This window comes from Pelotomaculum schinkii (assembly GCF_004369205.1).
Classification (GTDB): Bacteria; Bacillota; Desulfotomaculia; order Desulfotomaculales; family Pelotomaculaceae; genus Pelotomaculum_C; species Pelotomaculum_C schinkii.
The window spans coordinates 1,919,266-1,939,185 of record NZ_QFGA01000001.1 but is presented as its reverse complement, the minus strand read 5'-3'; the positions used below and the strand labels follow the sequence as shown (position 1 = coordinate 1,939,185).

Sequence of the window (19,920 nt, the reverse complement as noted above, 5' to 3'; positions counted from 1 at the left end):
CCCAACAAGGAGGTGTTTCCCTGTGGCGACAAAGAAATTTAAGCCAACATCACCCGGCCGGCGGTTTGTAACCGTCTCGACATTTGAAGAAATCACCAAAACTGAGCCGGAGAAGTCGCTGGTAGCGCCCTTGAAAAAAAGCGGCGGCAGAAATGCCCAGGGCAGGTTGACAGTGAGGCACCGCGGCGGCGGCCACAAGAGAGCGTACCGGATTATCGATTTCAAACGGGACAAGGACGGCATTCCGGCCAAGGTAGCCAGCATCGAATACGATCCCAACCGCTCCGCGCGGATAGCCCTTTTGCATTACGCCGACGGCGAGAAACGCTACATCATCGCCCCGGTAGGACTTACGGTAGGCCAAACGGTGGTTTCAGGACCTACTGCGGATATCAAACCGGGCAACTGCCTGGCCTTAAAAGACATTCCGCTGGGCACGATGATCCACAACATCGAACTCTACCCCAAGGGCGGCGGCAAGCTGGTCCGCTCGGCGGGAAACTCAGCGCAGCTGATGGCCAAGGAAGGCAAGTACGCCAACCTCAGGATGCCGTCCGGTGAAATGAGGCTTGTCTTGCAGGAATGCAAGGCCACCATCGGACAGGTCGGCAATGTCGACCACGAAAACATAACCATCGGCACAGCCGGCCGCAAGCGCCATTTGGGCATCCGCCCGACGGTGCGCGGTGTGGTCATGAACCCGGTTGACCACCCCCATGGCGGCGGCGAAGGCCGTTCACCGGTCGGCCGCAACCCGGTTACCCCCTGGGGCAAACCGGCGCTCGGCGCCCGCACCCGCAAGAAAAAGCCCAGCGATCGGCTGATCGTCAAGAGAAGAACCAAATAAGACGTGAGACTTGAGACGTGAGACGTGAGAATGCATGATTTTCTTGAGGGTCAAAGATTTGAAGTCCAGGTGCGGGTTCATTCAGAAAAAAGACCCAAGGGAATGCAGGATATACTCACGACCCACGACCCACGACTCACGACTCAGAAGGGAGGCTAAATATTGGGCCGTTCATTAAAGAAGGGGCCGTTCGTTGCAGAGCGGCTGCTTGCTAGAATAAACAGCATGAATGAATCCGGAGATAAACGGGTTATCAAAACGTGGTCAAGAAGTTCGACCATCTATCCCGAAATGGTGGGTCACACCATAGCCGTACACGACGGCAGAAAACACGTCCCGGTTTATATAACCGAGGACATGGTGGGCCACAAGCTCGGAGAATTCGCCTCCACCAGGTTATTCAGGGGGCACGGTCACCACACGGAAAGATCTACTGCTTTGAAGTAGGTCTTTAGGGATGTCCTATATAAAGGGTATTCCTCTGGGGATGTCGTAGGGCGTAGGGCGTAAACGATGCAAGCTGCAGCGCCCGAACAGCTACACATGAGCTACACATGGTGATTAAGCCAAATGAAGGTGCGAATTTACTCGCACATCGACCCTTACGACAACTACCTCAACAGCGATAAGACCAAGACTTTGTAAGGCGCTAAGCAGTGAGCTGTAGGAACATATATCCTTCCCGGACCGGAAGGAATGCAGTATATACCTACGCCCAACGCCCTACGCCCTACGACTAGAACTTCAGGGTTTAAGGACTATGGATGGGGGACAACAACATGCGCACGTCCCACGTCCCACGTCTCACGACCCAAACGGGGGTGTTAAACCAATTGGAAGCGAAAGCGATAGCCAAATATATCAGGGTGTCCCCGCGCAAGGTGCGCGCGGTGGTGGACCTAATTCGCGGCAAAAAAATCGATGAAGCTCTGGCGATTTTGCGATATACGCCAAACCGGGCGACCGAAGCCATCACCAAGGTGGTAAAATCCGCCGCGGCCAATGCCGAAAACAACCTGCAGCTTTCTAAAGACGATTTATTCGTCAAGGTCTGTTTTGTTGACCAGGGGCCGACCATAAAACGTATGATGCCCCGTGCTCAGGGCCGCGCCGATATTATTCGCAAGCGCACCAGCCATATTACCGTGGTGGTGGCTGAAAAAGAGAGCAAATAAAGAAGGAGGGATATATTTCTCGTGGGGCAAAAAGTAAATCCTAAGGGCCTCAGGATTGGAATCATTCGAGATTGGGACAGCAAGTGGTTTGCTGACAAGAAGAATTATTCGAACCTCCTGGTCGAGGACGTAAAGATAAGGAAATATATCAAGAAGAAGCTTTATGCCGCTGGTATTTCCAAGGTCCAAATCGAGAGGGCTGCCAACCGGCTCAAAATCTCGATCCACACTGCCAAGCCGGGCATCGTGATCGGCCGTGGCGGGACTGAAGTGGAAAACCTGCGCAAGCAGTTGGAAAGTCTTACCGGAAAGCAAGTCGGCGTCAATATCGTGGAAGTCAAACAGGCCGAATTGGACGCGCAGCTTGTGGCTGAGAACGTGGCGTCTCAGCTGGAAAAAAGGATTGCCTTCAGGCGCGCCATGAAGCAAGTGGTTTCCCGGTCCATGAAGATGGGGGCCAAGGGGATCAAGGTCTCCTGCGGCGGACGTCTGGCCGGAGCGGAAATAGCCCGCACCGAGTGGTACAGTGAGGGCAAAGTGCCCCTGCACACACTGCGCGCCGACATCGATTATGGTTCAGCCGAAGCCACCACCACTTACGGCAAAATCGGCATCAAAGTTTGGATCTATAAGGGAGAAGTTTTACCGGCAGCCAAAATTCCCGCTCAAGCCCCGGCCAGGGAAGCCAAGGCAGCTGCTGGTGAAGGAGGCGAATAGGAACTATGCTGTTACCGAAAAGGGTTAAGCACCGCAAGCAGCACCGTGGACGGATGACCGGCGGAGCTAAGGGCGGCAAGGAAATAAGCTTTGGTGAATACGGCCTGCAGGCTTTGGAGCCGGCCTGGGTAACCAACCGGCAGATCGAGGCGGCCCGTATCGCCATGACTCGCCATATCAAGCGGGGCGGGAAGGTATGGATCAGGATATTCCCGGACAAACCGGTTACCGCCAAGCCGGCTGAAACCCGTATGGGTTCAGGCAAAGGCGCGCCGGAATACTGGGTGGCCGTGGTCAAGCCGGGCCGGATTATGTTTGAGCTGGCGGGCATATCTGAGGAAGTGGCGCGTGAAGCGCTGCGGCTGGCCGCTCACAAGTTGCCTTTAAAATCGAAGTTTGTGAAACGCGGGGAAGTAGGTGAGGTCAATGAAGGTTAAGGAGCTTAGGGAATTGACCGACGCCGAGCTGGGCAAGCGGCTCACTGACTCCAAGGATGAGCTCTTTAAACTGAGATTCCAGATGGCTACAGGGCAGCTGGATAACCCGATGAAGCTGCAGGAAATCCGCCGCAAGATCGCGCGGGTAAAGACCATCATCCGCGAGCGTGAACTGGGAATCAAGCGGGCGTAAAGGGGGGTATGAGACAAGTGGAAGAGCGTGGAATACGCAAGGTGCTCACCGGCAAGGTGGTTAGCGATAAAATGGATAAGACCGTCGTCGTGGCAGTCGAAACCCTGGTCAGGCACCCCTTGTACCAAAGAATAATCCGGCGCACCAAGAAATTTAAGGCGCATGACGAGCAAAATTCCTGCCGCGTCGGGGATAAAGTGAAAATGATGGAAACCAGGCCTCTATCCAAGGAAAAACGCTGGCGTATTATTGAAATTCTGGAGAGGGCTGAACAAATCTGAGATTCGAGTCAAGACGTAAGACGTGGGAGATAACTCGTTTTATAAATCCTGCCCTCCCATTTCGCGTGTAAGGAGGTTGTAGCTGTGATTCAGGTTCAGACTATGCTCCATGTGGCCGACAATACCGGGGCTAAAAGGCTGATGTGCATCCGCGTTCTGGGCGGCTCGCTCAGGCAATATGCCAGCGTGGGCGACATCGTGGTTTGTTCTGTTAAGGAAGCCACACCCGGCGGCGTGGTTAAGAAAGGTGAAGTAGTTAAAGCCGTGGTGGTCCGCACCAAGAAAGAAGTGCACCGCCCGGACGGTTCATACATCAAATTCGACGAAAACGCGGCAGTACTGATCAGGGACGACCAGAGCCCGAAAGGTACCCGTATATTCGGACCGGTGGCGCGGGAATTAAGAGATCGCGACTTCATGAAAATCGTCTCCCTGGCCCCGGAAGTGCTGTGAGACGTGGGACGTTAGACGTGAGACGTGCGATTAGACGTGAGAAATGAGACTTGAGACGTGAGATTGCATGATTTCCTTGAGGGTCATTGATTTGTAATGAATGTAGGTGCGAATTCATCCGCACACGACCCCAAAGGAATGCAGGATATACCCACGACACACGACCCACGGCCCACGACCCACGACCCAAAATGTAAGGTGCGAATTCATTCGCACAAAGTTGATGTGAAACGTGAGAAATGAAAGTGGAAATTGCTGATAAACTTGAGGTTTATTGACCTATAAGGAATGCCGGTATACCCACGACCCACGTCTCACTACCCAAATATGGTCAGGGGGACAGGTGGCTGGTGACTATGGGCTGAAAGAACCCACGTCCCACGTCCCACGACCCACGACCCAGACCGGAGGTGCAAAAAATTCATGGCCAAAAGGCCCGAACCGAAAACCAATGGCAAGGTTCACGTGCGTAAAGGTGATACAGTCCTGGTGGTTACCGGCAAGAGCAGCGGCAAAAAGGGCAAGGTGCTGTCGGTTATCCCTGACAGAAGCCGGATAATCGTCGAAGGAGTCAACGTGGTCAAGCGTCACAGCAGGCCTACCCAGAAGCTGCCTCAAGGCGGCATCATTGAAAAAGAAGCCGCCATCCACAGCTCCAACGTGATGCTCTACTGCAACAAGTGCAATTCAGCCACCAGGATAGCCAAGAAAATACTTGACGACGGAGAAAAAGTCCGCGTCTGCAAAAAATGCGGAGAAAACATTTGAGTAGTTGGTGGTTAGTGGTTGGTGGTTGGGAAAAATTTGTGTGCGAATTTATTCGCACAAATCTTTGACCCAAAAGGAATACAGTATATACCCACGACCCACGACTCACCACCCACGACCAAGAAGGGAGGTAGTGCAGTGGCCAGACTGAAAGACAAGTATAAAGAGGATATAGTGCCCTCGATGATCAGCAAATTCGGATACAAAAACATTATGCAAGTGCCCAAGCTGGAAAAGGTTGTTTTGAACATGGGGCTGGGCGAGGCCATCCAGAATTCCAAAATCATCGACGCGGCGGTTAACGATATCATGATTATCTCCGGCCAGAAGCCGGTTGTGACCAAAGCCAAAAAGTCCATCGCCGCGTTCAAGCTGCGGGCCGGCATGACCGTGGGAGCTAAAGTGACCCTGCGCGGTGACAGGATGTACGAGTTCGTGGATAAGCTGTTCAGCGTTGCCCTGCCCCGCGTGCGCGACTTCCGCGGCATTTCGCCCAAGTCGTTCGACGGCCGGGGGAACTACAGCATGGGCATCAAAGAGCAGCTGATTTTTCCGGAAATCGAGTACGACAAGATTGACAAGATCCGCGGTATGGATATCATCTTCGTGACCACCGCCAAGACCGATGAAGAAGCCAGGGAACTTCTGCGTCTCATGGGCATGCCCTTCCGCGCGGCCTAGACGTGAGACGTGAGACGTGGAATATTGGACGTGAGAAATGAGACGTGAGACGTGAGACGTGAGAAAGAAGGATAGACTTATGAGCAAAGACCTCAGGGGAATGCCCGAAAGTCTCACGACCCAAGACCCAATTCATTCGCACAATGACCCAAAAGAAATACAGTGGGACCCCAAAGGAATGCAGCACATACCCACGTCCCACGACCCACTACACACGACCCAAAGGAGGTTTGATGGTGGCAAAAAAGTCAATGATTGTTAAACAGTCACGTGATCCGAAATTTACTGTCCGGGCCTACAACCGCTGCAAGCTGTGCGGCCGGCCCCACGCCTATATGAGGAAATTCGGGATTTGCCGGATTTGCTTCCGGGAGCTCTCTTACAAGGGTGAAATCCCGGGCGTCCGCAAAGCGAGTTGGTAATCAGGAAGGAGGTAGCGCGAATATGGTCATGACCGACCCTATTGCAGATTTCTTAACCCGTATCCGCAACGCCAATACGGTTTATCACGATAAAGTTGAAGCTCCTGCTTCCAGGTCTAAAAAAGCCATCGCCAGCATTTTAAAAGACGAAGGGTTTGTCAAGGAGTACGAGTTTATCGACGATGGCAAGCAGGGGATCATCAGGATTTACATGAAATACGGCGCCAATAAAGAGCGGGTAATTACAGGCTTAAAAAGGATATCCAAACCGGGCTTAAGAGTATACGCCAGGAAAGACCAGGTACCCAAAGTGTTGGGCGGCCTGGGGATCGCCATTATCTCGACTTCCCGCGGTATTATGTCCGACAAAAAGGCCCGCAAGGAAGGCCTGGGCGGCGAGGTACTTTGTTACGTATGGTAGTCTTTTCGCAGGAGGTGGTTTAGATGTCCAGGATTGGAAAGCAGCCCATTACGGTGCCCGCCGGCGTGGAAGTACAGATTGACGGAAACAATGTCCGCGTCAAGGGGCCGAAAGGGCAGCTTGAAAGAGAACTGCACCGGGACATGATTATTAAATACGAGGACGGCAGGCTCACGATTGAGCGGCCCTCCGACAATAAGATGCACAGGGGTCTGCACGGGCTGACCAGAACCCTCTTGAACAACATGGTGGTGGGTGTGACCACCGGTTTTAATAAAAACCTGGAACTGGTCGGTGTCGGCTACCGCGCCTCCAAGCAGGGCAAGAAGCTTGTCCTGGCCGTAGGTTACTCCCACCCGGTGGAAATAGAGCCGGAAGCCGGAATCGATATAGAAGTTCCCGCGCCCACCAAAATCAGCGTCAAAGGCCTTGACAAGGAAAAGGTGGGGGCCCTGGCGGCGGTTATTCGCGCGGTCCGCGAACCTGAGCCTTACAAGGGCAAGGGGATCCGGTACGAAGGTGAAGTCGTCCGGCGCAAGGTCGGCAAGGCCGGCGGCAAAGGTAAGAAGTAAGGGAGGAGTGACTTAAAAAGTGCTGAAGAAACCTGACCGTAAAGCCCTACGGGACAACAGGCGCCAGCGGGTCCGCAAGAAAATTTCCGGCACCGCACAGCGGCCCAGGCTGAATGTATTTCGCAGCCTGAACAATATTTACGCCCAACTCATAGACGATGATAAAGGCGCCACCCTGGCCGCGGCCTCAACCCTGGCTCCTGAGCTCAAAGGCAAGCTGCCTTCCTGCAGCAATGCCGCCGCGGCATCCGCAGTGGGTGAGCTGCTGGCCAAGAAGGCCCTTGAAGCAGGGATTAAGAGCGTCGTTTTCGACCGCGCCGGCTACATATATCACGGGCGGATCAAAGCTCTGGCTGATGCGGCAAGGGCCGGCGGGCTTGAGTTCTAAGGAGGGAAATAGATGGCAAGAATTGACGCCAGTAAACTGGAAACGTCAGAAAAAGTAGTGTTCATCAACCGTGTCGCCAAGGTGGTCAAAGGCGGCCGGAGGTTCAGTTTTTCCGCCCTGATGGTCGTGGGCGACGGCAACGGCAACGTCGGAGCGGGCCTGGGCAAGGCCGGTGAAGTGCCCGAAGCCATTCGCAAGGGCATTGAAGACGCCAAAAAGTCCATGATCAATGTACCGCTGTCCGGCACCACCATACCCCACGAAGTAACCGGGATTTTTGGCGCCGGCAAGGTCCTCTTAAAGCCTGCGGCGCCGGGCACCGGCGTGATTGCCGGGGGGCCTGTGCGGGCCATTCTGGAACTGGCCGGGATACGGGACATCCTGACGAAGTCGCTGGGCTCCAACAACGCCAACAACGTGGTCCACGCGACCATGGAGGCCTTAAAAAGCCTCAAGACCCCTGAGAAGGTAGCCGGCCTTAGGGGCAAAACCGTAGAAGAACTACTGGGCTAGGATTAGGAGGGAAGAACGTGGCCAAGCTGAAGATTACCTTGGTCCGGAGCCTGATCGGACGCCCGGAAGACCAAAAGGTCACCGTGCGTGCCATGGGTCTGACCAAGTCGAACCACTCGGTAGTCAGGGAAGACACCCCGCAGGTACGGGGTATGATTAATAAAGTCGCTCACCTTTTGAAGGTGGAGGAAGCCTGAGGAGGTGGAACAATGAAACTGCATGAATTAAGCCCGGCGCCGGGCGCGCGTGTGAAACCGACCAGAAAAGGTCAGGGCATTGGCTCAGGGCTCGGCAAGACGGCCGGACGCGGACATAAAGGGCAAAAGGCCCGTTCCGGCGGTGGTGTCCGGCCCGGCTTCGAAGGCGGCCAGATGCCGCTCCAGCGGCGCATGCCCAAGCGCGGTTTTTACAACCCGTTTTCCAAAGAAATTATCGCTATCAACGTGGAGCAATTAAATTGTTTTGAAGAAGGAACGACCGTAACTCCCGAAACATTGCTGGCAGCTCGTATTATCAGAAAAACGGGTGATGGTGTCAAGATACTGGGGCAGGGCAACCTTGAAAAAGCTCTGACAGTCCATGCTCAGGCGTTCAGCAAGTCGGCCGAGGAAAAAATAACGGCGGCCGGCGGTAAAGCAGAGGTGATTTAATTGCTGGAAAGTTTACGGAGCTCGGTCAGAGTTTCCGAACTGAGGTCAAAGCTCCTGTTTACGCTGGCAATGATCTTCGTTTTCCGCCTGGGCGCGCACATTCCCATCCCGGGAGTGAACCCCGAAAAATTTGCCGAACTGGTCAGCAGCGGGATGATTTTTGGCTTCTTTGATGTGATATCAGGCGGCGCGCTGAAAAATTTCGCGATCTTTGCGATGGGCATCACGCCCTACATCAACGCCTCCATCATTATGCAGCTCCTCACCGTGGTTATACCGCACCTGGAGCGGCTCAAAAAAGAGGGGGCCGAGGGTACCAAGAAAATCACCCAATATACCCGCTACCTTACCGTGGTCCTGGCTTTTGTCCAGGGACTGGGCATGGTAATCGGCGTAAAAGGGTCGCTGGTTAACCCGGGTGTTTTAACTTACCTGGCCACAGCCCTTACCATCACTGCCGGGACCACCCTTCTGATGTGGATCGGCGAGCAGATTACCGAAAAGGGTATCGGCAACGGTATCTCGTTGTTGATTTTCGCCGGTATCGTGTCACGCGTGCCGCAGGGCATTACGAGAATGATTGAATACCTCAACGCGGGTACCATCAACATCCTGAGCGTTATCGGACTGGTCGTTATCGGCGGTCTGGTTATCGCGGGGGTGGTAGCCATCCAGGAAGGCCAGCGCCGCATACCTGTGCAGTACGCCAAGCGGGTGGTGGGCCGTCGCGTATACGGCGGGCAAACTACACACCTGCCGCTTAAGGTCAACCAGGCCGGCGTGATCCCGATCATTTTCGCTTCGTCCCTATTGATGTTCCCCGAGTCACTGGCTCAATGGTTCGCCAGCAGTGCGCCCGCGGCCTTTTACGTCCAGTGGTTCGGCTGGGGAACGGCAGCGCATACCATTATTTACGCGCTTCTAATTGTAGGTTTTACCTATTTTTACACCGCGGTAATTATGAACCCGGTGGACGTGGCCGACAACATCAAGAAATACGGCGGTTTCATACCGGGCTTGCGTCCGGGCCGGCCAACTGCGGATTACATCACTAAGATCATGAACAGGATTACCCTGGCGGGCGCTATTTTCCTGGCCCTGATCGCCATCCTGCCGAGCTTTGTGCTGGTGGCCACCCAGATCCCCAACATCTACTTCGGCGGCACCGCTCTCCTGATTGTAGTCGGTGTGGCGCTGGATACCATGAAGCAGGTCGAGTCCCACCTGCTGATGCGCAGTTACCAGGGCTTTATCAGGTAGGTGAGATTATGATTACCTGCAAGTCTGAAAGAGAATTAAACTACATGCGTGACGCCGGTCGGGTTGTCGCCCTGACGCACGCGGAGCTCAAAAAGGCCGTGAAGGTAGGGGTGCCCACCCGGGAACTGGACCGGCTCGCAGAGGAATTCATCATCAAGTCCGGCGCCAAGCCTGCTTTTAAAGGGCTTTACGGGTTTCCCGGCGCCATCTGCGCTTCGGTCAACGAAGAGGTGGTACACGGTTTCCCCAGTTTAAGAAAATTGGAAAATGGAGATATTATCAGTATCGATATTGGAACGGAAATAAATGGTTATTTTAGCGACAGCGCGGTGACGCTTCCGGTTGGAGACGTCAGCCGTGAAGCTTTAGACCTCATGAAGGTCACCGAAGAGTGTCTTTATAAAGGTATTGATCAGGCAAGAGACGGCAACAGGCTATCCGATATTTCCAACGCGGTTCAGACCTGGGCGGAAAAACATGGCTATGGGGTAGTGCGGGACTACGTGGGCCACGGCATCGGCGCCAAGCCGCACGAGGATCCCCAGGTGCCGAACTTCGGCAGGCCGGGCCGGGGCCCCAGGCTGAAGGCGGGTATGACATTAGCTATTGAACCAATGATTAACATGGGCACTCACGAGGTAAAGACTCTTTCCAACGACTGGACGGTGGTTACGTTAGACAAAAGGCTTTCCGCCCATTTCGAGCATACCGTCGCTATTACCGATGATGAGCCGGAAATACTGTCAAAGACGTGAGACGTGGGACGTGAGAATGAAAGATAGTCTCACGGGTCAACGACCCAAAAGGAATGCAGGATATACCCACGTCCCACGTCACACGACTCACGTCTAAATTCGGAGGTAATGGCCATGTCAGGGAATGCGGCTCAGATCGGGCGCCTTGTATGTTCAATGCAGGGCCGTGACAGCGGCAGGTATTACCTGGTGGTCGGCAGCGTAAACGAGACCAGGGTCATGCTGGCTGACGGGGAAGTCCGGAAAGTTGATAATCCCAAAATAAAAAACGTAAAACACCTCAAGTTTTATGATATGATTGCCGGGGAAGTGTTTGACAAGGCGATAAACGGCAAAAGGATTACCAATGTGGATGTCCGGAAGGAACTTAAGAGTCTCATTGAACAAATTTGAGTGTTCATTTTAATACAAGGAGGTAGGGCCAATAACTGATGTCGAAACAGGATGTGATTGAGGTTGAAGGTACCGTGATCGAGCCGTTGCCAAACGCAATGTTTCGTGTTGAGCTCCAGAACGGACACAAAGTCCTAGCCCACGTCTCAGGCAAGATCAGGATGAATTTCATCCGGATCCTCTCCGGTGACCGGGTCATGGTGGAGCTTTCCCCATATGATCTAACGCGCGGCCGCATCGTCTACCGGTATAAGTAGACGTGGGACGTGGGACGTGAGAATGAATGATAGGACTCACGGGTCGATGATCCTGCGAAAAGCGGCTTATGCAGAGGCAAAGATTGAAGTTGAAAATTGTTTAAAGCGATCGTAATCAAATTTTTGAAGTCAGTTATGAGAAATTCGGACTCACGACCAAAAAATGTAGGTGCGAATTCATTCGCACAAGGACCCCAAAGGAATGGAATATACGGCCCACTATCAAATTATTAAAGTCAGATGTGAGAATTGAGACGCAAGACATGGGAATAAAGATGGGATTTATGAGCCCAATGCAGGTGCGGATTCATTCGCACAAAGACCCAAAAGAAATGAAGTTTATCCCCACGTCCCACGTCTCACGACCCACGTCCCAGACTGGAGGGTTTAAAGTGAAAGTCAGACCGTCCGTTAAGCCCATCTGCGAAAAGTGCAAAATTATCCGCAGGAAGGGCAGAATCATGGTTATCTGCGAGAACCCCAAGCATAAACAGGCACAAGGGTAAACCAGGAGGTGTTTAATAATATATGGCACGTATTGCAGGCGTAGACTTACCGAGGGATAAGCGGGTCGAGATCGCGCTTACCTATATATTCGGCATTGGTAAGCCCACGTCACAGAAGGTCCTGGCTGAAACCAATGTCAATCCGGACACACGGGTCAGGAACCTTACCGAGGAAGAGATTACCAGGCTGCGTGAAGTGATTGAGAAGGAACACAAGGTCGAGGGTGACCTGCGCCGTGAAATCGCTTTGAACATCAAGCGCCTGATTGAAATCGGATGCTACCGGGGCCTCAGGCATCGCCGCGGCATGCCGGTACGCGGCCAGCGGACCAAAACCAACGCTCGCACCCGTAAGGGACCGCGCAAAACCGTTGGCGTCCGCAGAAAAAAATAGGTTAGAGGAGGTTTTTCAATGGCGCGTCGCGTAGCCAGGACTAAAAAACGTGAACGCAAAAATATAGAGTCGGGCGTTGCCCACATCAAATCCACCTTCAATAATACCGTCGTTACCATTACCGACGTCAGGGGCAATACACTTTCCTGGGCCAGCGCCGGTGGGGTGGGCTTTAAAGGCTCCAGAAAAAGCACCCCCTTCGCTGCCCAGATAGCGGCCGAAAAGTCCGCCAAAGAGGCCATGGAACACGGCCTGAAGGAAGTAGAAGTGATGGTCAAGGGGCCTGGCGCGGGGCGTGAAGCAGCTATCCGCTCACTGCAGGCTGCCGGGCTGGAAGTAAACATGATCAAGGATGTCACCCCCATCCCGCACAATGGCTGCCGGCCGCCCAAGCGCCGGAGAGTTTAAGGAGGTGCACTATATTTGGCAAGGTATAAGGATTCAGTCTGCCGGCTCTGCCGCCGGGAAGGCCTGAAGCTCTATCTCAAAGGTGACAGGTGCTATACTCCAAGGTGTGCAGTAGACCGCCGGGCCTATGCCCCGGGCCAGCATGGCCAGGGCCGCAAGAAGGTTTCCGAGTATGGTCTCCAGTTAAGAGAGAAACAAAAAACCCGCCGCATGTACGGAATTTTGGAAGGCCAGTTCAGGCGCTACTTTGATAGGGCCGAGCGGCAGCAAGGAGTTACCGGTGAAAACCTGCTCAGGCTTTTGGAGAGGCGTTTGGACAACATTATCTACCGCCTGGGCCTGGGAGCATCCCGCAACGAGGCCAGGCAGCTGGTACGTCATGGACATTTTACCGTCAACGGCAGGAAAGTCAACATACCCTCCTTCCTGGTCAAGGTCGGCGATGTAATTGCCGTACGGGACAAAAGCAAGGATTCACCCAGGATTAAAGAACTTATGGAGAGGGCTGCCGACCGCACTCCCCCGGCATGGCTCGAATATGACGCCGACCCGGCCGTTGGTCGCGTAGTTGCCCTCCCGGCGCGGGATCAAATCGATGCTCCCGTACAAGAACACCTGATCGTGGAGCTGTACTCCAGGTAGGCTAAGTGCCCATTGTTCCGGCCAAAGGAGGATCCCATCAAATGCTGGAAATCGAAAAACCAAGAATTGAAATTGTTGAAATGAGTGACGACAACACCTACGGCAAGTTCGTCGTTGAGCCGCTGGAAAGGGGCTACGGCATCACCCTGGGCAATTCACTGCGCCGTATCCTGCTTTCCTCCCTGCCCGGCGCTGCCGCCACCTCGGTCAAGATCGAGAGCGTGCTGCACGAGTTCTCGACCATACCGGGGGTTGTTGAAGACGTTACCGACATTATTCTTAACCTGAAGAGCTTGCGTTTGAAGCTCTACGGGGAAGACGAAAAAATCCTGCGGGTGGAGGCTACCGGTGAGGGCGAAGTTAAGGCCGCCGACATCATCCATGACGCTGACGTGGAAATCTTAAACCCCGATCTCACCATCGCCACTCTGGCCGGCAATGGAAGGCTTTTCATGGAGATAACGGTCGCGCGCGGGAGGGGCTATGTTTCCGCCGAGCGCAATAAGAAAGGTGATCATATCATCGGGGTTATTCCCATTGATTCCACCTTCACACCCGTGCAAAAGGCTAACTATACCGTGGAGAACACCCGTGTGGGTCAAATTACCGACTACGACAAACTGACTTTGGAGGTTTGGACCGACGGCAGTATCCGGCCGGATGAGGCCACCAGCTGGTCGGCCAAAATCCTCAATGACCACCTGCGCCTCTTTATAGGTCTCACGGAAAGCTTGAACGACGTCGAGATCATGGTGGAGAAGGAAGAAGAGCAGAAGGATAAGATCATGGAAATGACTATCGAAGAGCTCGACCTCTCGGTCAGGTCTTACAACTGCTTGAAGCGGGCTGGCATTAATTCGGTTGAAGAACTGATCCAGCGCAATGAAGAGGACATGATGAAGGTCAGGAACCTTGGGAAAAAGTCGCTGGAGGAAGTGATCCATAAACTGGATGAACTCGGCCTTTCACTCAGGAAGGATGAGGAGTAAGGAGGGACATTAGACAGTGAGCTACAAGAAACTGGGTGTCAATACCGGCCACCGGAAGGCGATGCTGCGCAATCTGGTCACATCACTTTTCCGGGATGAGCGGATTAACACCACTGAGGCCAGGGCCAAGGAAGTTAAGAGCATCGCCGAGAAAATGCTGACGACGGCCAAGCAGGGCGACCTCGCGGCCAGGCGCCAGGCGCTTGCCTATATATATGAAGAAGACGTGGTCAAGAAGCTTTTCGATACCATCGCGCCCAAGTACGCCGACCGTCCGGGCGGCTACACCCGCATCGTCAAGGTCGGCTACCGCCGCGGCGACGCCGCCGAAATGGTCATTCTGGAACTTGTGTAATAAGATGTGGGACGTGAGACGTGGGAAGTGAGAATCGCGGTATTTGCCGGCGCAAATTCCAAGGTCTTTACAACCCGCGTTGTATCCTTTTAAGGGTCATTAACTACCCGAAAAATGTGGGGCAAATATGACCCCACAGGAATGCAGAATATACCCACGTCCCACGTCTGAATTCACTTTGACCCGTTAGGAATGCATTATATGAATGAGACAGGGGACGGTTCTTTGTCTCATTTTCGTTGATCCATTTGCGCTTAAGTCAGGTACCAGGTACCTAACTTATTCACGCTGGCGAGGATGGGAAACCACCCAGTCACGGGTCGATGATGCAGGAATTTCGGAGTAGTTCCACAAGCCGCTGTCGCGACGCCAGCAGAGAAGAAAACTAAGCGATGTAGGGGCGATTTCAATCGCACAACGGCGCGTCAGCGCTACACTTGGGCAAAGGTAAACCACAATAGATCTCTTGGTTGACGTTTGGATGTATGTAGGTTAAACTACATACATGATAATTAATGTAAACAGGTAATACATCCAGTGCAGGAGCGAATTCATTCACATATTGCCACTCAGGAATGCAGCATATGCTACGCCTTACGCCCATTCTCATTGGAGGTGTACCATTGCAAGAGGCTATCTTGCGTTTACTGGAAAAAAAATAGCGGCGCGTATGTCTAATGTGACTTTTGTGGTATCTCTATGTGCAGTCGAACACTTGTTTTTAGAGTAGAGTAGAAATATTTTTCTGTGATGAAAGGGACGGTGTGAGACGTGAGAGATAAGATGCCGGTAACAGGCATTGTTACAGAGGGCAACGGTTCCGTACGGAACAATCCTGTTTCTCATGTCCCGGCTTCCTCGACGCACGGCTGCTTTATTGAGGTAACCGGTCTCACCCATATATACAACCGCGGCAAGCCCGGCGAGTGCCGTGCCCTGTCCGGAGTTGACCTCACCGTCAACAAAGGCGAATACCTGGCCGTGGTCGGCCCGAACGGCTCGGGCAAATCCACCCTGGCCAGGCATTTTAACGCCCTGCTGCTGCCCTCGACGGGCAAAGTCCTGGTAGACGGTCTGGATACCAGCCGTCCGGAGGACACCTGGGAAATTCGCCGCAGGGTGGGCATGGTTTTTCAAAATCCGGACAACCAGATTGTAAGTTCACTGGTGGAGGAAGACGTTGCGTTTGGTACGGAAAACCTGGGGTTGGAGCCTTCGGAAGTACGCGCCCGGGTGACGGAGGCGCTGGAACAGACCGGGCTTACCCGGTTCCGCCAGCATGCCCCCCACCTTCTGTCCGGCGGCCAAAAACAGCGGCTGGCCATTGCCGGCGTGCTGGCGATGCAGCCAACCTGCCTGGTCCTGGACGAGCCCACCGCCATGCTCGACCCCGCCGGCCGCCGGGAACTGTTGGATACCCTGGAGAGGCTTAACCGTTCCCTTGGGATCACGGTGGTCCTGGTAACCCACTTCATGGAAGAGGCCGCCCGGGCCGGCCGGGTCCTGGTCCTTGCCGGCGGCAAGACCGTCCTCGCGGGTACGCCGGCCGAAGTATTCTCCCAGGATACAATATTGGAAGAGCTGGGACTGGAACTGCCCGCTCCCACCCAAATTGCCCGCGGCCTGAAAAGGCGGGGCTTTTTAATACCCCAACCAATCCTGACCCCCGACGACCTGGTAAAAGCGGTCGTGGGACGTGAGACGTGAGAAACCACATAACACTGCCGTTTTATGAAACTTGGCAGAATTCATTGGCGCCCGACCCGGGGAATACATACACCTTCCTTACACTTGCGTCACACGGCCAACAATGTGGGTGCGAATGGACGTGATACTTTCTGCTAAAATCCTCGATTCAGGCCGAGAAGGAATGGAGGTGAACTCATGAAAGTTACACTCAGAAATGGGACAGTGTACCTTTATGGACTTGCACTTGACTATAAAGAGGGAGGAAAGGTGGGGTTTACCTACCACGACAAGGTGGTCAGTCCCAGGAGGAAGGATGAATCCGATAAGTTTAAGTATATTTTGAAAACTGTAGAGCTTGACGCTGGTGAGCTGGCCAGTGTGACAGATTATTCGCATGATCCCAAGTGACATGAATAGGGAAGCAGAGGGACGGTTCTTTTGCTTCCAAAAGATCACAAAGAAGCAGAGGATGCACGGGGAGGAAGCATGGGGGCGGTTCTTGTTGCTACCGACGCCTTCAACCTTTTCTAAAATTCAGGCGCCAATTCATTCGCACAAGGTCCCGGAGGAATGCAATCAGCCTATGTCCAACTAATTTATGGAAGTGGTCTCATGTCAAAGGATAAACAAAATGGATACGAGGAAGCAGGGGGACGGTTCTTTTGCTTCCCGAAAGGAAGCAAAAGAACCGTCCCCCTGCTTCCTCCTGTCATCAAGGTTGAAAACCTCACCCACGTCTACGCGCCGGGGACGCCATTTCAGGTAACCTCTCTTGATAATGTATCCCTTGAGATAGCCAAAGGCGAATTCCTTGCGGTGGTAGGCGCCACCGGCTCCGGCAAGTCCACACTCGTCCAGCATTTCAACGGCCTGCTCAAACCCACGCGCGGCAAGGTAACGGTGTGCGGCCGGGATGTTTCGGATAAGCAGGCGGGGCGTACGCTCTGGCGCAAAGTAGGATTGGTCTTCCAACGGCCGGAACAGCAATTTTTTGAGGAGACGGTTTTTGATGATGTGGCCTTCGGGCCCAGAAATATGGGCCTGAGCAGGGATGAAGTGAAAGAACGGGTCGAGGACGCCTTACGGTTAGCCGGCCTGGATCCCGTTCAGGTTGGGCAGCTCTCCCCCTACCGTCTCAGCGGCGGCATGAAAAGAAGAGCAGCCATTGCAGGCGTACTTGCTCTGCGCCCGGAAGTGCTGGCCCTGGATGAGCCCACCGCAGGCCTGGACCCGCAGGGCAAGCGGCAGCTCTTGGACCGTTTGGAAAATGTGCGCCGCGAGTGGGGGGTTACCATCATTTTTATAACCCACAGCATGGAAGAGGTGGGGCTCCTGGCAGAGCGGGTGGCCGTCCTGAACCGGGGCCGCCTGGCCATGATCGGTGCACCCCGTGAAATTTTCAGCAGGGCCGAAGAATTGCGCGGGATGGGACTTGACGTTCCCGTCCCCACCGCGATCATGGACCGGTTGCGAGCCGCCGGCAATCCGGTCCGGACCGGTATCCTGTCCAACACCGAAGCCGAAGAAGAAATCGCAAAACTACTGTCAGGCGCAGCATCAACCTAAACAAGGAAGCAGGGGGACGGTTCTTTTGCTTCCGAATTCGGAAGCAAAAGAACCGTCCCCCTGCTTCCCTTAAGGAGTAGCTATGTCTTTAAAACTCACTATGGGACAATATATCCCGGGTGAATCTCTTTTGCACGGCCTTGATCCCAGGACCAAGGTGGCGTGCGTACTGGTTGTTGCCGTCGCTGTTCTGCTCGCCTCCGGCTGGGCGGGATTCGTTCCGGCAGCGCTGATTACCATAGCGGCCGTCGCTTTGTCGGGTTTTTCTCCCCGGTTTATTTTAGGAGGGTTGCGGTCTCTCTGGCTGATCCTGACCGTCACCTTCCTGCTGCAATTGCTGCTGACTCCGGGAGAGCTCCTGCTTGCGCTGGGGCCACTGAAAATATCCCGGGAAGGTTTGGAGGCCGGCAGCCAGTTGTTCCTGCGCCTGGCCCTATTGATTTTTCTGGCCTCCCTGCTGACTCAAACTACCTCGCCGGTCAGCCTGACCGCCGGGTTGGAAAGCGTGCTGTCGCCGCTCACTCGCCTGGGGGTCCCGGCACATGAGTTGGCCATGATGATGACCATAGCCCTGGGTTTTATTCCAACCCTGATGCAGGAAGCTGATATACTGGTCAAGGCCCAGCGTTCGCGCGGGGCGGGACTGGCAGGAGGCCCGGCCGGCTGGCTCAGAAACATGCTCCCTTTGCTTGTCCCTCTTTTTGCAGGGGCGCTGCGGCGGGCCGAGGACCTGGCGACGGCCATGGAAGCCCGCTGCTACCGTGGCGGCGTGAACCGCACCAGGATCAGGAGCCTTCACACCGGCCCCGCCGACTACGCCGCAGTCGCGGTATGCCTGGCCGCCCTGGCGGGCACGCTTGTTTTAAGGTGATCAGAAAAAGGAAGCAAGGGGACGGTTCTTTTGCTTCCAAAAATGAGGCAAAGCAAAGTCCTCTGTCTTTAACAGTACGAGTAAATTGAGCTCCTGCCCGATGTGGACGATTTCAATCATAATTGCGCTGCAAAGCTGTTTAAGGGATTAACAATCAAAACGGAATTTATAGCAATATTTGTTGTATTTCTTTTGAGCAGTTTGGTGTAGTAGATAGGGAAGCAAAAGAACCGTCCCCCTGCTTCCCATTAGTATCACACAAATTCGCCTAACGTGCAGTGTGCAGTTGACATCGCACCCCGCACCGCTTAGATTCATCCACTGCTGGCGTCGTGATAGCGGCTTGTAGCGGCACTAAGAAAAGAATTTGCTCCCACGTTGTTAGACAGCTAAATAGCAATGGAAGTATTGGGAACCGTCCACATTGTTTCGAACCGCATTGTCAAAAAGGAAGCAAAAGAACCGTCCCCTTGCTTCCAAAACACATTCCAGCAAAAAGGAAATCTGTCCATGCGCAACATTAAGGTTACCCTGGCCTACGACGGCACAAACTATTATGGCTTCCAGGAGCAGCGCGGCACCCCGTATCAGACCATCCAGGGAGTCGTCGAGGACAGGCTGTCCCGGCTGGCTAAAAGACAGATCCGGGTAATCGGGGCCGGGCGCACCGACACCGGCGTGCACGCCCGTGGCCAGGTAGTCAATTTCGACGCCGGCTCCTGGAAGATAGGGGCGGAACGGGTGGCTTACGCCCTGAGAAGCCTGCTGCCGGAGGACATCGTGGCTCTGGAATCGGTGGAGGTCGACCCCGCCTTCCACGCCCGTTTTTCTGCTGTATCCAAGTCCTATCGCTATACCATCTACAACGGGAAATACCCGTCTCCATTCCTCCGCCTGTTCAGCTATCACGTACCCAACCCACTGGATGATGGGGCGATGCGGGAGGGGGCTAAATACCTGCTCGGCCGGCACGACTTCAGCGCTTTCCGGGCTCTTGGCACGCCGGTCAAGAGCACCGTCCGCACTATCCTCGAAAGCCGGGTAAACCGGGTAGGCGACCTGATCTACATCGACGTGCGGGGGGATGGCTTCCTCTATCACATGGTGCGGATGATTGCCGGAACTCTGATCCGGGTTGGCAAAGGCAAAATTCCCCCGGGCGAGGTGGAGGATATTCTGTTCGAAGGCGACAGCCTCAGGGGCGGCCCCACCGCCCCGGCGAGGGGACTCTGCCTGGAGAAGGTTGAGTACCATACATGATGCAGGGGGAGGAAGCAGGGGGACGGTTCTTTTGCTTCCTTTTTCAAAAAGGAAGCA

Annotated in this window: 32 protein-coding genes; all 32 read left to right on the top strand. The window is 54.2% G+C overall.

The genetic code is table 11. The annotated features are described in order from the left end of the window. Positions 1-22 precede the first annotated feature (22 nt). Complete coding sequence (gene rplB / locus Psch_RS09025) at positions 23-847, top strand: 50S ribosomal protein L2 (RefSeq protein ID WP_190239943.1); 825 nt, start codon at positions 23-25, stop codon at positions 845-847. Positions 848-1,009: 162 nt separating this feature from the next. After that, positions 1,010-1,294, top strand: a complete 285-nt coding sequence (gene rpsS / locus Psch_RS09020; protein ID WP_190239942.1) for a 30S ribosomal protein S19 — start codon at positions 1,010-1,012, stop codon at positions 1,292-1,294. Between the two features lie 386 nt (positions 1,295-1,680). Next, positions 1,681-2,022, top strand: coding sequence for a 50S ribosomal protein L22 (gene rplV, locus Psch_RS09015; protein ID WP_134219753.1), 342 nt, complete (start codon positions 1,681-1,683; stop codon positions 2,020-2,022). A gap of 21 nt (positions 2,023-2,043) precedes the next feature. Continuing rightward, complete coding sequence (gene rpsC, locus Psch_RS09010; RefSeq protein WP_190239941.1) at positions 2,044-2,739, top strand: 30S ribosomal protein S3; 696 nt, start codon at positions 2,044-2,046, stop codon at positions 2,737-2,739. 5 nt (positions 2,740-2,744) lie between these two features. After that, positions 2,745-3,176, top strand: coding sequence for a 50S ribosomal protein L16 (gene rplP, locus Psch_RS09005; RefSeq protein WP_134219751.1), 432 nt, complete (start codon positions 2,745-2,747; stop codon positions 3,174-3,176). Beyond that, positions 3,166-3,369 carry a 50S ribosomal protein L29 gene (rpmC, locus tag Psch_RS09000; protein ID WP_190240281.1) on the top strand — a complete coding sequence of 68 codons (204 nt, stop codon included), beginning with the start codon at positions 3,166-3,168 and terminating at the stop codon, positions 3,367-3,369. The genes rplP and rpmC overlap by 11 nt, the downstream gene beginning before the upstream one ends. A gap of 8 nt (positions 3,370-3,377) precedes the next feature. Continuing rightward, positions 3,378-3,650, top strand: a complete 273-nt coding sequence (gene rpsQ, locus Psch_RS08995; protein WP_134219750.1) for a 30S ribosomal protein S17 — start codon at positions 3,378-3,380, stop codon at positions 3,648-3,650. An 84-nt stretch (positions 3,651-3,734) separates the two neighbouring features. Beyond that, positions 3,735-4,103: a 50S ribosomal protein L14 gene (gene rplN / locus Psch_RS08990; protein WP_134219749.1), complete on the top strand. Its 369-nt coding sequence runs from the start codon at positions 3,735-3,737 to the stop codon at positions 4,101-4,103. Positions 4,104-4,526: 423 nt separating this feature from the next. Beyond that, positions 4,527-4,871 carry a 50S ribosomal protein L24 gene (gene rplX, locus Psch_RS08985; protein WP_190239940.1) on the top strand — a complete coding sequence of 115 codons (345 nt, stop codon included), beginning with the start codon at positions 4,527-4,529 and terminating at the stop codon, positions 4,869-4,871. Between the two features lie 138 nt (positions 4,872-5,009). Beyond that, positions 5,010-5,552, top strand: coding sequence for a 50S ribosomal protein L5 (gene rplE / locus Psch_RS08980; protein ID WP_190239939.1), 543 nt, complete (start codon positions 5,010-5,012; stop codon positions 5,550-5,552). Between the two features lie 236 nt (positions 5,553-5,788). Then, on the top strand, positions 5,789-5,974 hold the full coding sequence (locus tag Psch_RS08975) for a type Z 30S ribosomal protein S14 (protein WP_190240279.1): 186 nt from the start codon (positions 5,789-5,791) through the stop codon (positions 5,972-5,974). A 22-nt stretch (positions 5,975-5,996) separates the two neighbouring features. Beyond that, complete coding sequence (rpsH, locus tag Psch_RS08970; RefSeq protein ID WP_190239938.1) at positions 5,997-6,395, top strand: 30S ribosomal protein S8; 399 nt, start codon at positions 5,997-5,999, stop codon at positions 6,393-6,395. A 23-nt stretch (positions 6,396-6,418) separates the two neighbouring features. Then, on the top strand, positions 6,419-6,967 hold the full coding sequence (gene rplF / locus Psch_RS08965) for a 50S ribosomal protein L6 (RefSeq protein WP_190239937.1): 549 nt from the start codon (positions 6,419-6,421) through the stop codon (positions 6,965-6,967). A 19-nt stretch (positions 6,968-6,986) separates the two neighbouring features. Next, entirely contained in the window at positions 6,987-7,355 is a 369-nt protein-coding gene (rplR, locus tag Psch_RS08960) for a 50S ribosomal protein L18 (protein ID WP_190239936.1), read from the top strand. Between the two features lie 12 nt (positions 7,356-7,367). Next, positions 7,368-7,868 carry a 30S ribosomal protein S5 gene (rpsE, locus tag Psch_RS08955; RefSeq protein ID WP_190239935.1) on the top strand — a complete coding sequence of 167 codons (501 nt, stop codon included), beginning with the start codon at positions 7,368-7,370 and terminating at the stop codon, positions 7,866-7,868. Positions 7,869-7,885: 17 nt separating this feature from the next. Next, complete coding sequence (gene rpmD, locus Psch_RS08950) at positions 7,886-8,065, top strand: 50S ribosomal protein L30 (protein WP_134219742.1); 180 nt, start codon at positions 7,886-7,888, stop codon at positions 8,063-8,065. A gap of 12 nt (positions 8,066-8,077) precedes the next feature. Next, positions 8,078-8,518: a 50S ribosomal protein L15 gene (gene rplO / locus Psch_RS08945; protein ID WP_190239934.1), complete on the top strand. Its 441-nt coding sequence runs from the start codon at positions 8,078-8,080 to the stop codon at positions 8,516-8,518. After that, entirely contained in the window at positions 8,519-9,778 is a 1,260-nt protein-coding gene (secY, locus tag Psch_RS08940; protein WP_190239933.1) for a preprotein translocase subunit SecY, read from the top strand. Positions 9,779-9,786: 8 nt separating this feature from the next. Beyond that, positions 9,787-10,533 (top strand): type I methionyl aminopeptidase, encoded by a 747-nt coding sequence (map, locus tag Psch_RS08935; protein ID WP_190239932.1) that lies wholly within the window; start codon positions 9,787-9,789, stop codon positions 10,531-10,533. Between the two features lie 114 nt (positions 10,534-10,647). Further along, on the top strand, positions 10,648-10,926 hold the full coding sequence (locus tag Psch_RS08930) for a KOW domain-containing RNA-binding protein (protein ID WP_190239931.1): 279 nt from the start codon (positions 10,648-10,650) through the stop codon (positions 10,924-10,926). Between the two features lie 38 nt (positions 10,927-10,964). Continuing rightward, positions 10,965-11,183 carry a translation initiation factor IF-1 gene (gene infA, locus Psch_RS08925; protein ID WP_045645055.1) on the top strand — a complete coding sequence of 73 codons (219 nt, stop codon included), beginning with the start codon at positions 10,965-10,967 and terminating at the stop codon, positions 11,181-11,183. A 392-nt stretch (positions 11,184-11,575) separates the two neighbouring features. After that, positions 11,576-11,689, top strand: a complete 114-nt coding sequence (gene rpmJ, locus Psch_RS08920) for a 50S ribosomal protein L36 (protein WP_011928424.1) — start codon at positions 11,576-11,578, stop codon at positions 11,687-11,689. Between the two features lie 22 nt (positions 11,690-11,711). After that, positions 11,712-12,083, top strand: a complete 372-nt coding sequence (gene rpsM, locus Psch_RS08915; RefSeq protein WP_134219737.1) for a 30S ribosomal protein S13 — start codon at positions 11,712-11,714, stop codon at positions 12,081-12,083. An 18-nt stretch (positions 12,084-12,101) separates the two neighbouring features. Then, positions 12,102-12,491, top strand: coding sequence for a 30S ribosomal protein S11 (gene rpsK / locus Psch_RS08910; RefSeq protein WP_134219736.1), 390 nt, complete (start codon positions 12,102-12,104; stop codon positions 12,489-12,491). 15 nt (positions 12,492-12,506) lie between these two features. Continuing rightward, entirely contained in the window at positions 12,507-13,133 is a 627-nt protein-coding gene (rpsD, locus tag Psch_RS08905; protein WP_134219735.1) for a 30S ribosomal protein S4, read from the top strand. A gap of 41 nt (positions 13,134-13,174) precedes the next feature. Continuing rightward, positions 13,175-14,122, top strand: coding sequence for a DNA-directed RNA polymerase subunit alpha (locus tag Psch_RS08900; protein ID WP_134219734.1), 948 nt, complete (start codon positions 13,175-13,177; stop codon positions 14,120-14,122). Between the two features lie 16 nt (positions 14,123-14,138). Continuing rightward, positions 14,139-14,477, top strand: a complete 339-nt coding sequence (rplQ, locus tag Psch_RS08895) for a 50S ribosomal protein L17 (protein WP_134219733.1) — start codon at positions 14,139-14,141, stop codon at positions 14,475-14,477. A 771-nt stretch (positions 14,478-15,248) separates the two neighbouring features. After that, positions 15,249-16,184: an energy-coupling factor transporter ATPase gene (locus Psch_RS08890; RefSeq protein WP_243123994.1), complete on the top strand. Its 936-nt coding sequence runs from the start codon at positions 15,249-15,251 to the stop codon at positions 16,182-16,184. Between the two features lie 177 nt (positions 16,185-16,361). Further along, the gene (locus Psch_RS08885) at positions 16,362-16,574 is read left to right on the top strand and encodes a hypothetical protein (RefSeq protein ID WP_134219732.1); all 213 of its coding nucleotides are present in this window, start codon (positions 16,362-16,364) and stop codon (positions 16,572-16,574) included. Positions 16,575-16,778: 204 nt separating this feature from the next. Continuing rightward, complete coding sequence (locus tag Psch_RS08880; RefSeq protein ID WP_190239930.1) at positions 16,779-17,732, top strand: energy-coupling factor transporter ATPase; 954 nt, start codon at positions 16,779-16,781, stop codon at positions 17,730-17,732. A gap of 82 nt (positions 17,733-17,814) precedes the next feature. Further along, entirely contained in the window at positions 17,815-18,603 is a 789-nt protein-coding gene (locus Psch_RS08875) for an energy-coupling factor transporter transmembrane component T family protein (RefSeq protein WP_190239929.1), read from the top strand. Between the two features lie 510 nt (positions 18,604-19,113). Further along, on the top strand, positions 19,114-19,863 hold the full coding sequence (gene truA / locus Psch_RS08870) for a tRNA pseudouridine(38-40) synthase TruA (protein WP_190239928.1): 750 nt from the start codon (positions 19,114-19,116) through the stop codon (positions 19,861-19,863). Positions 19,864-19,920: the final 57 nt, after the last annotated feature.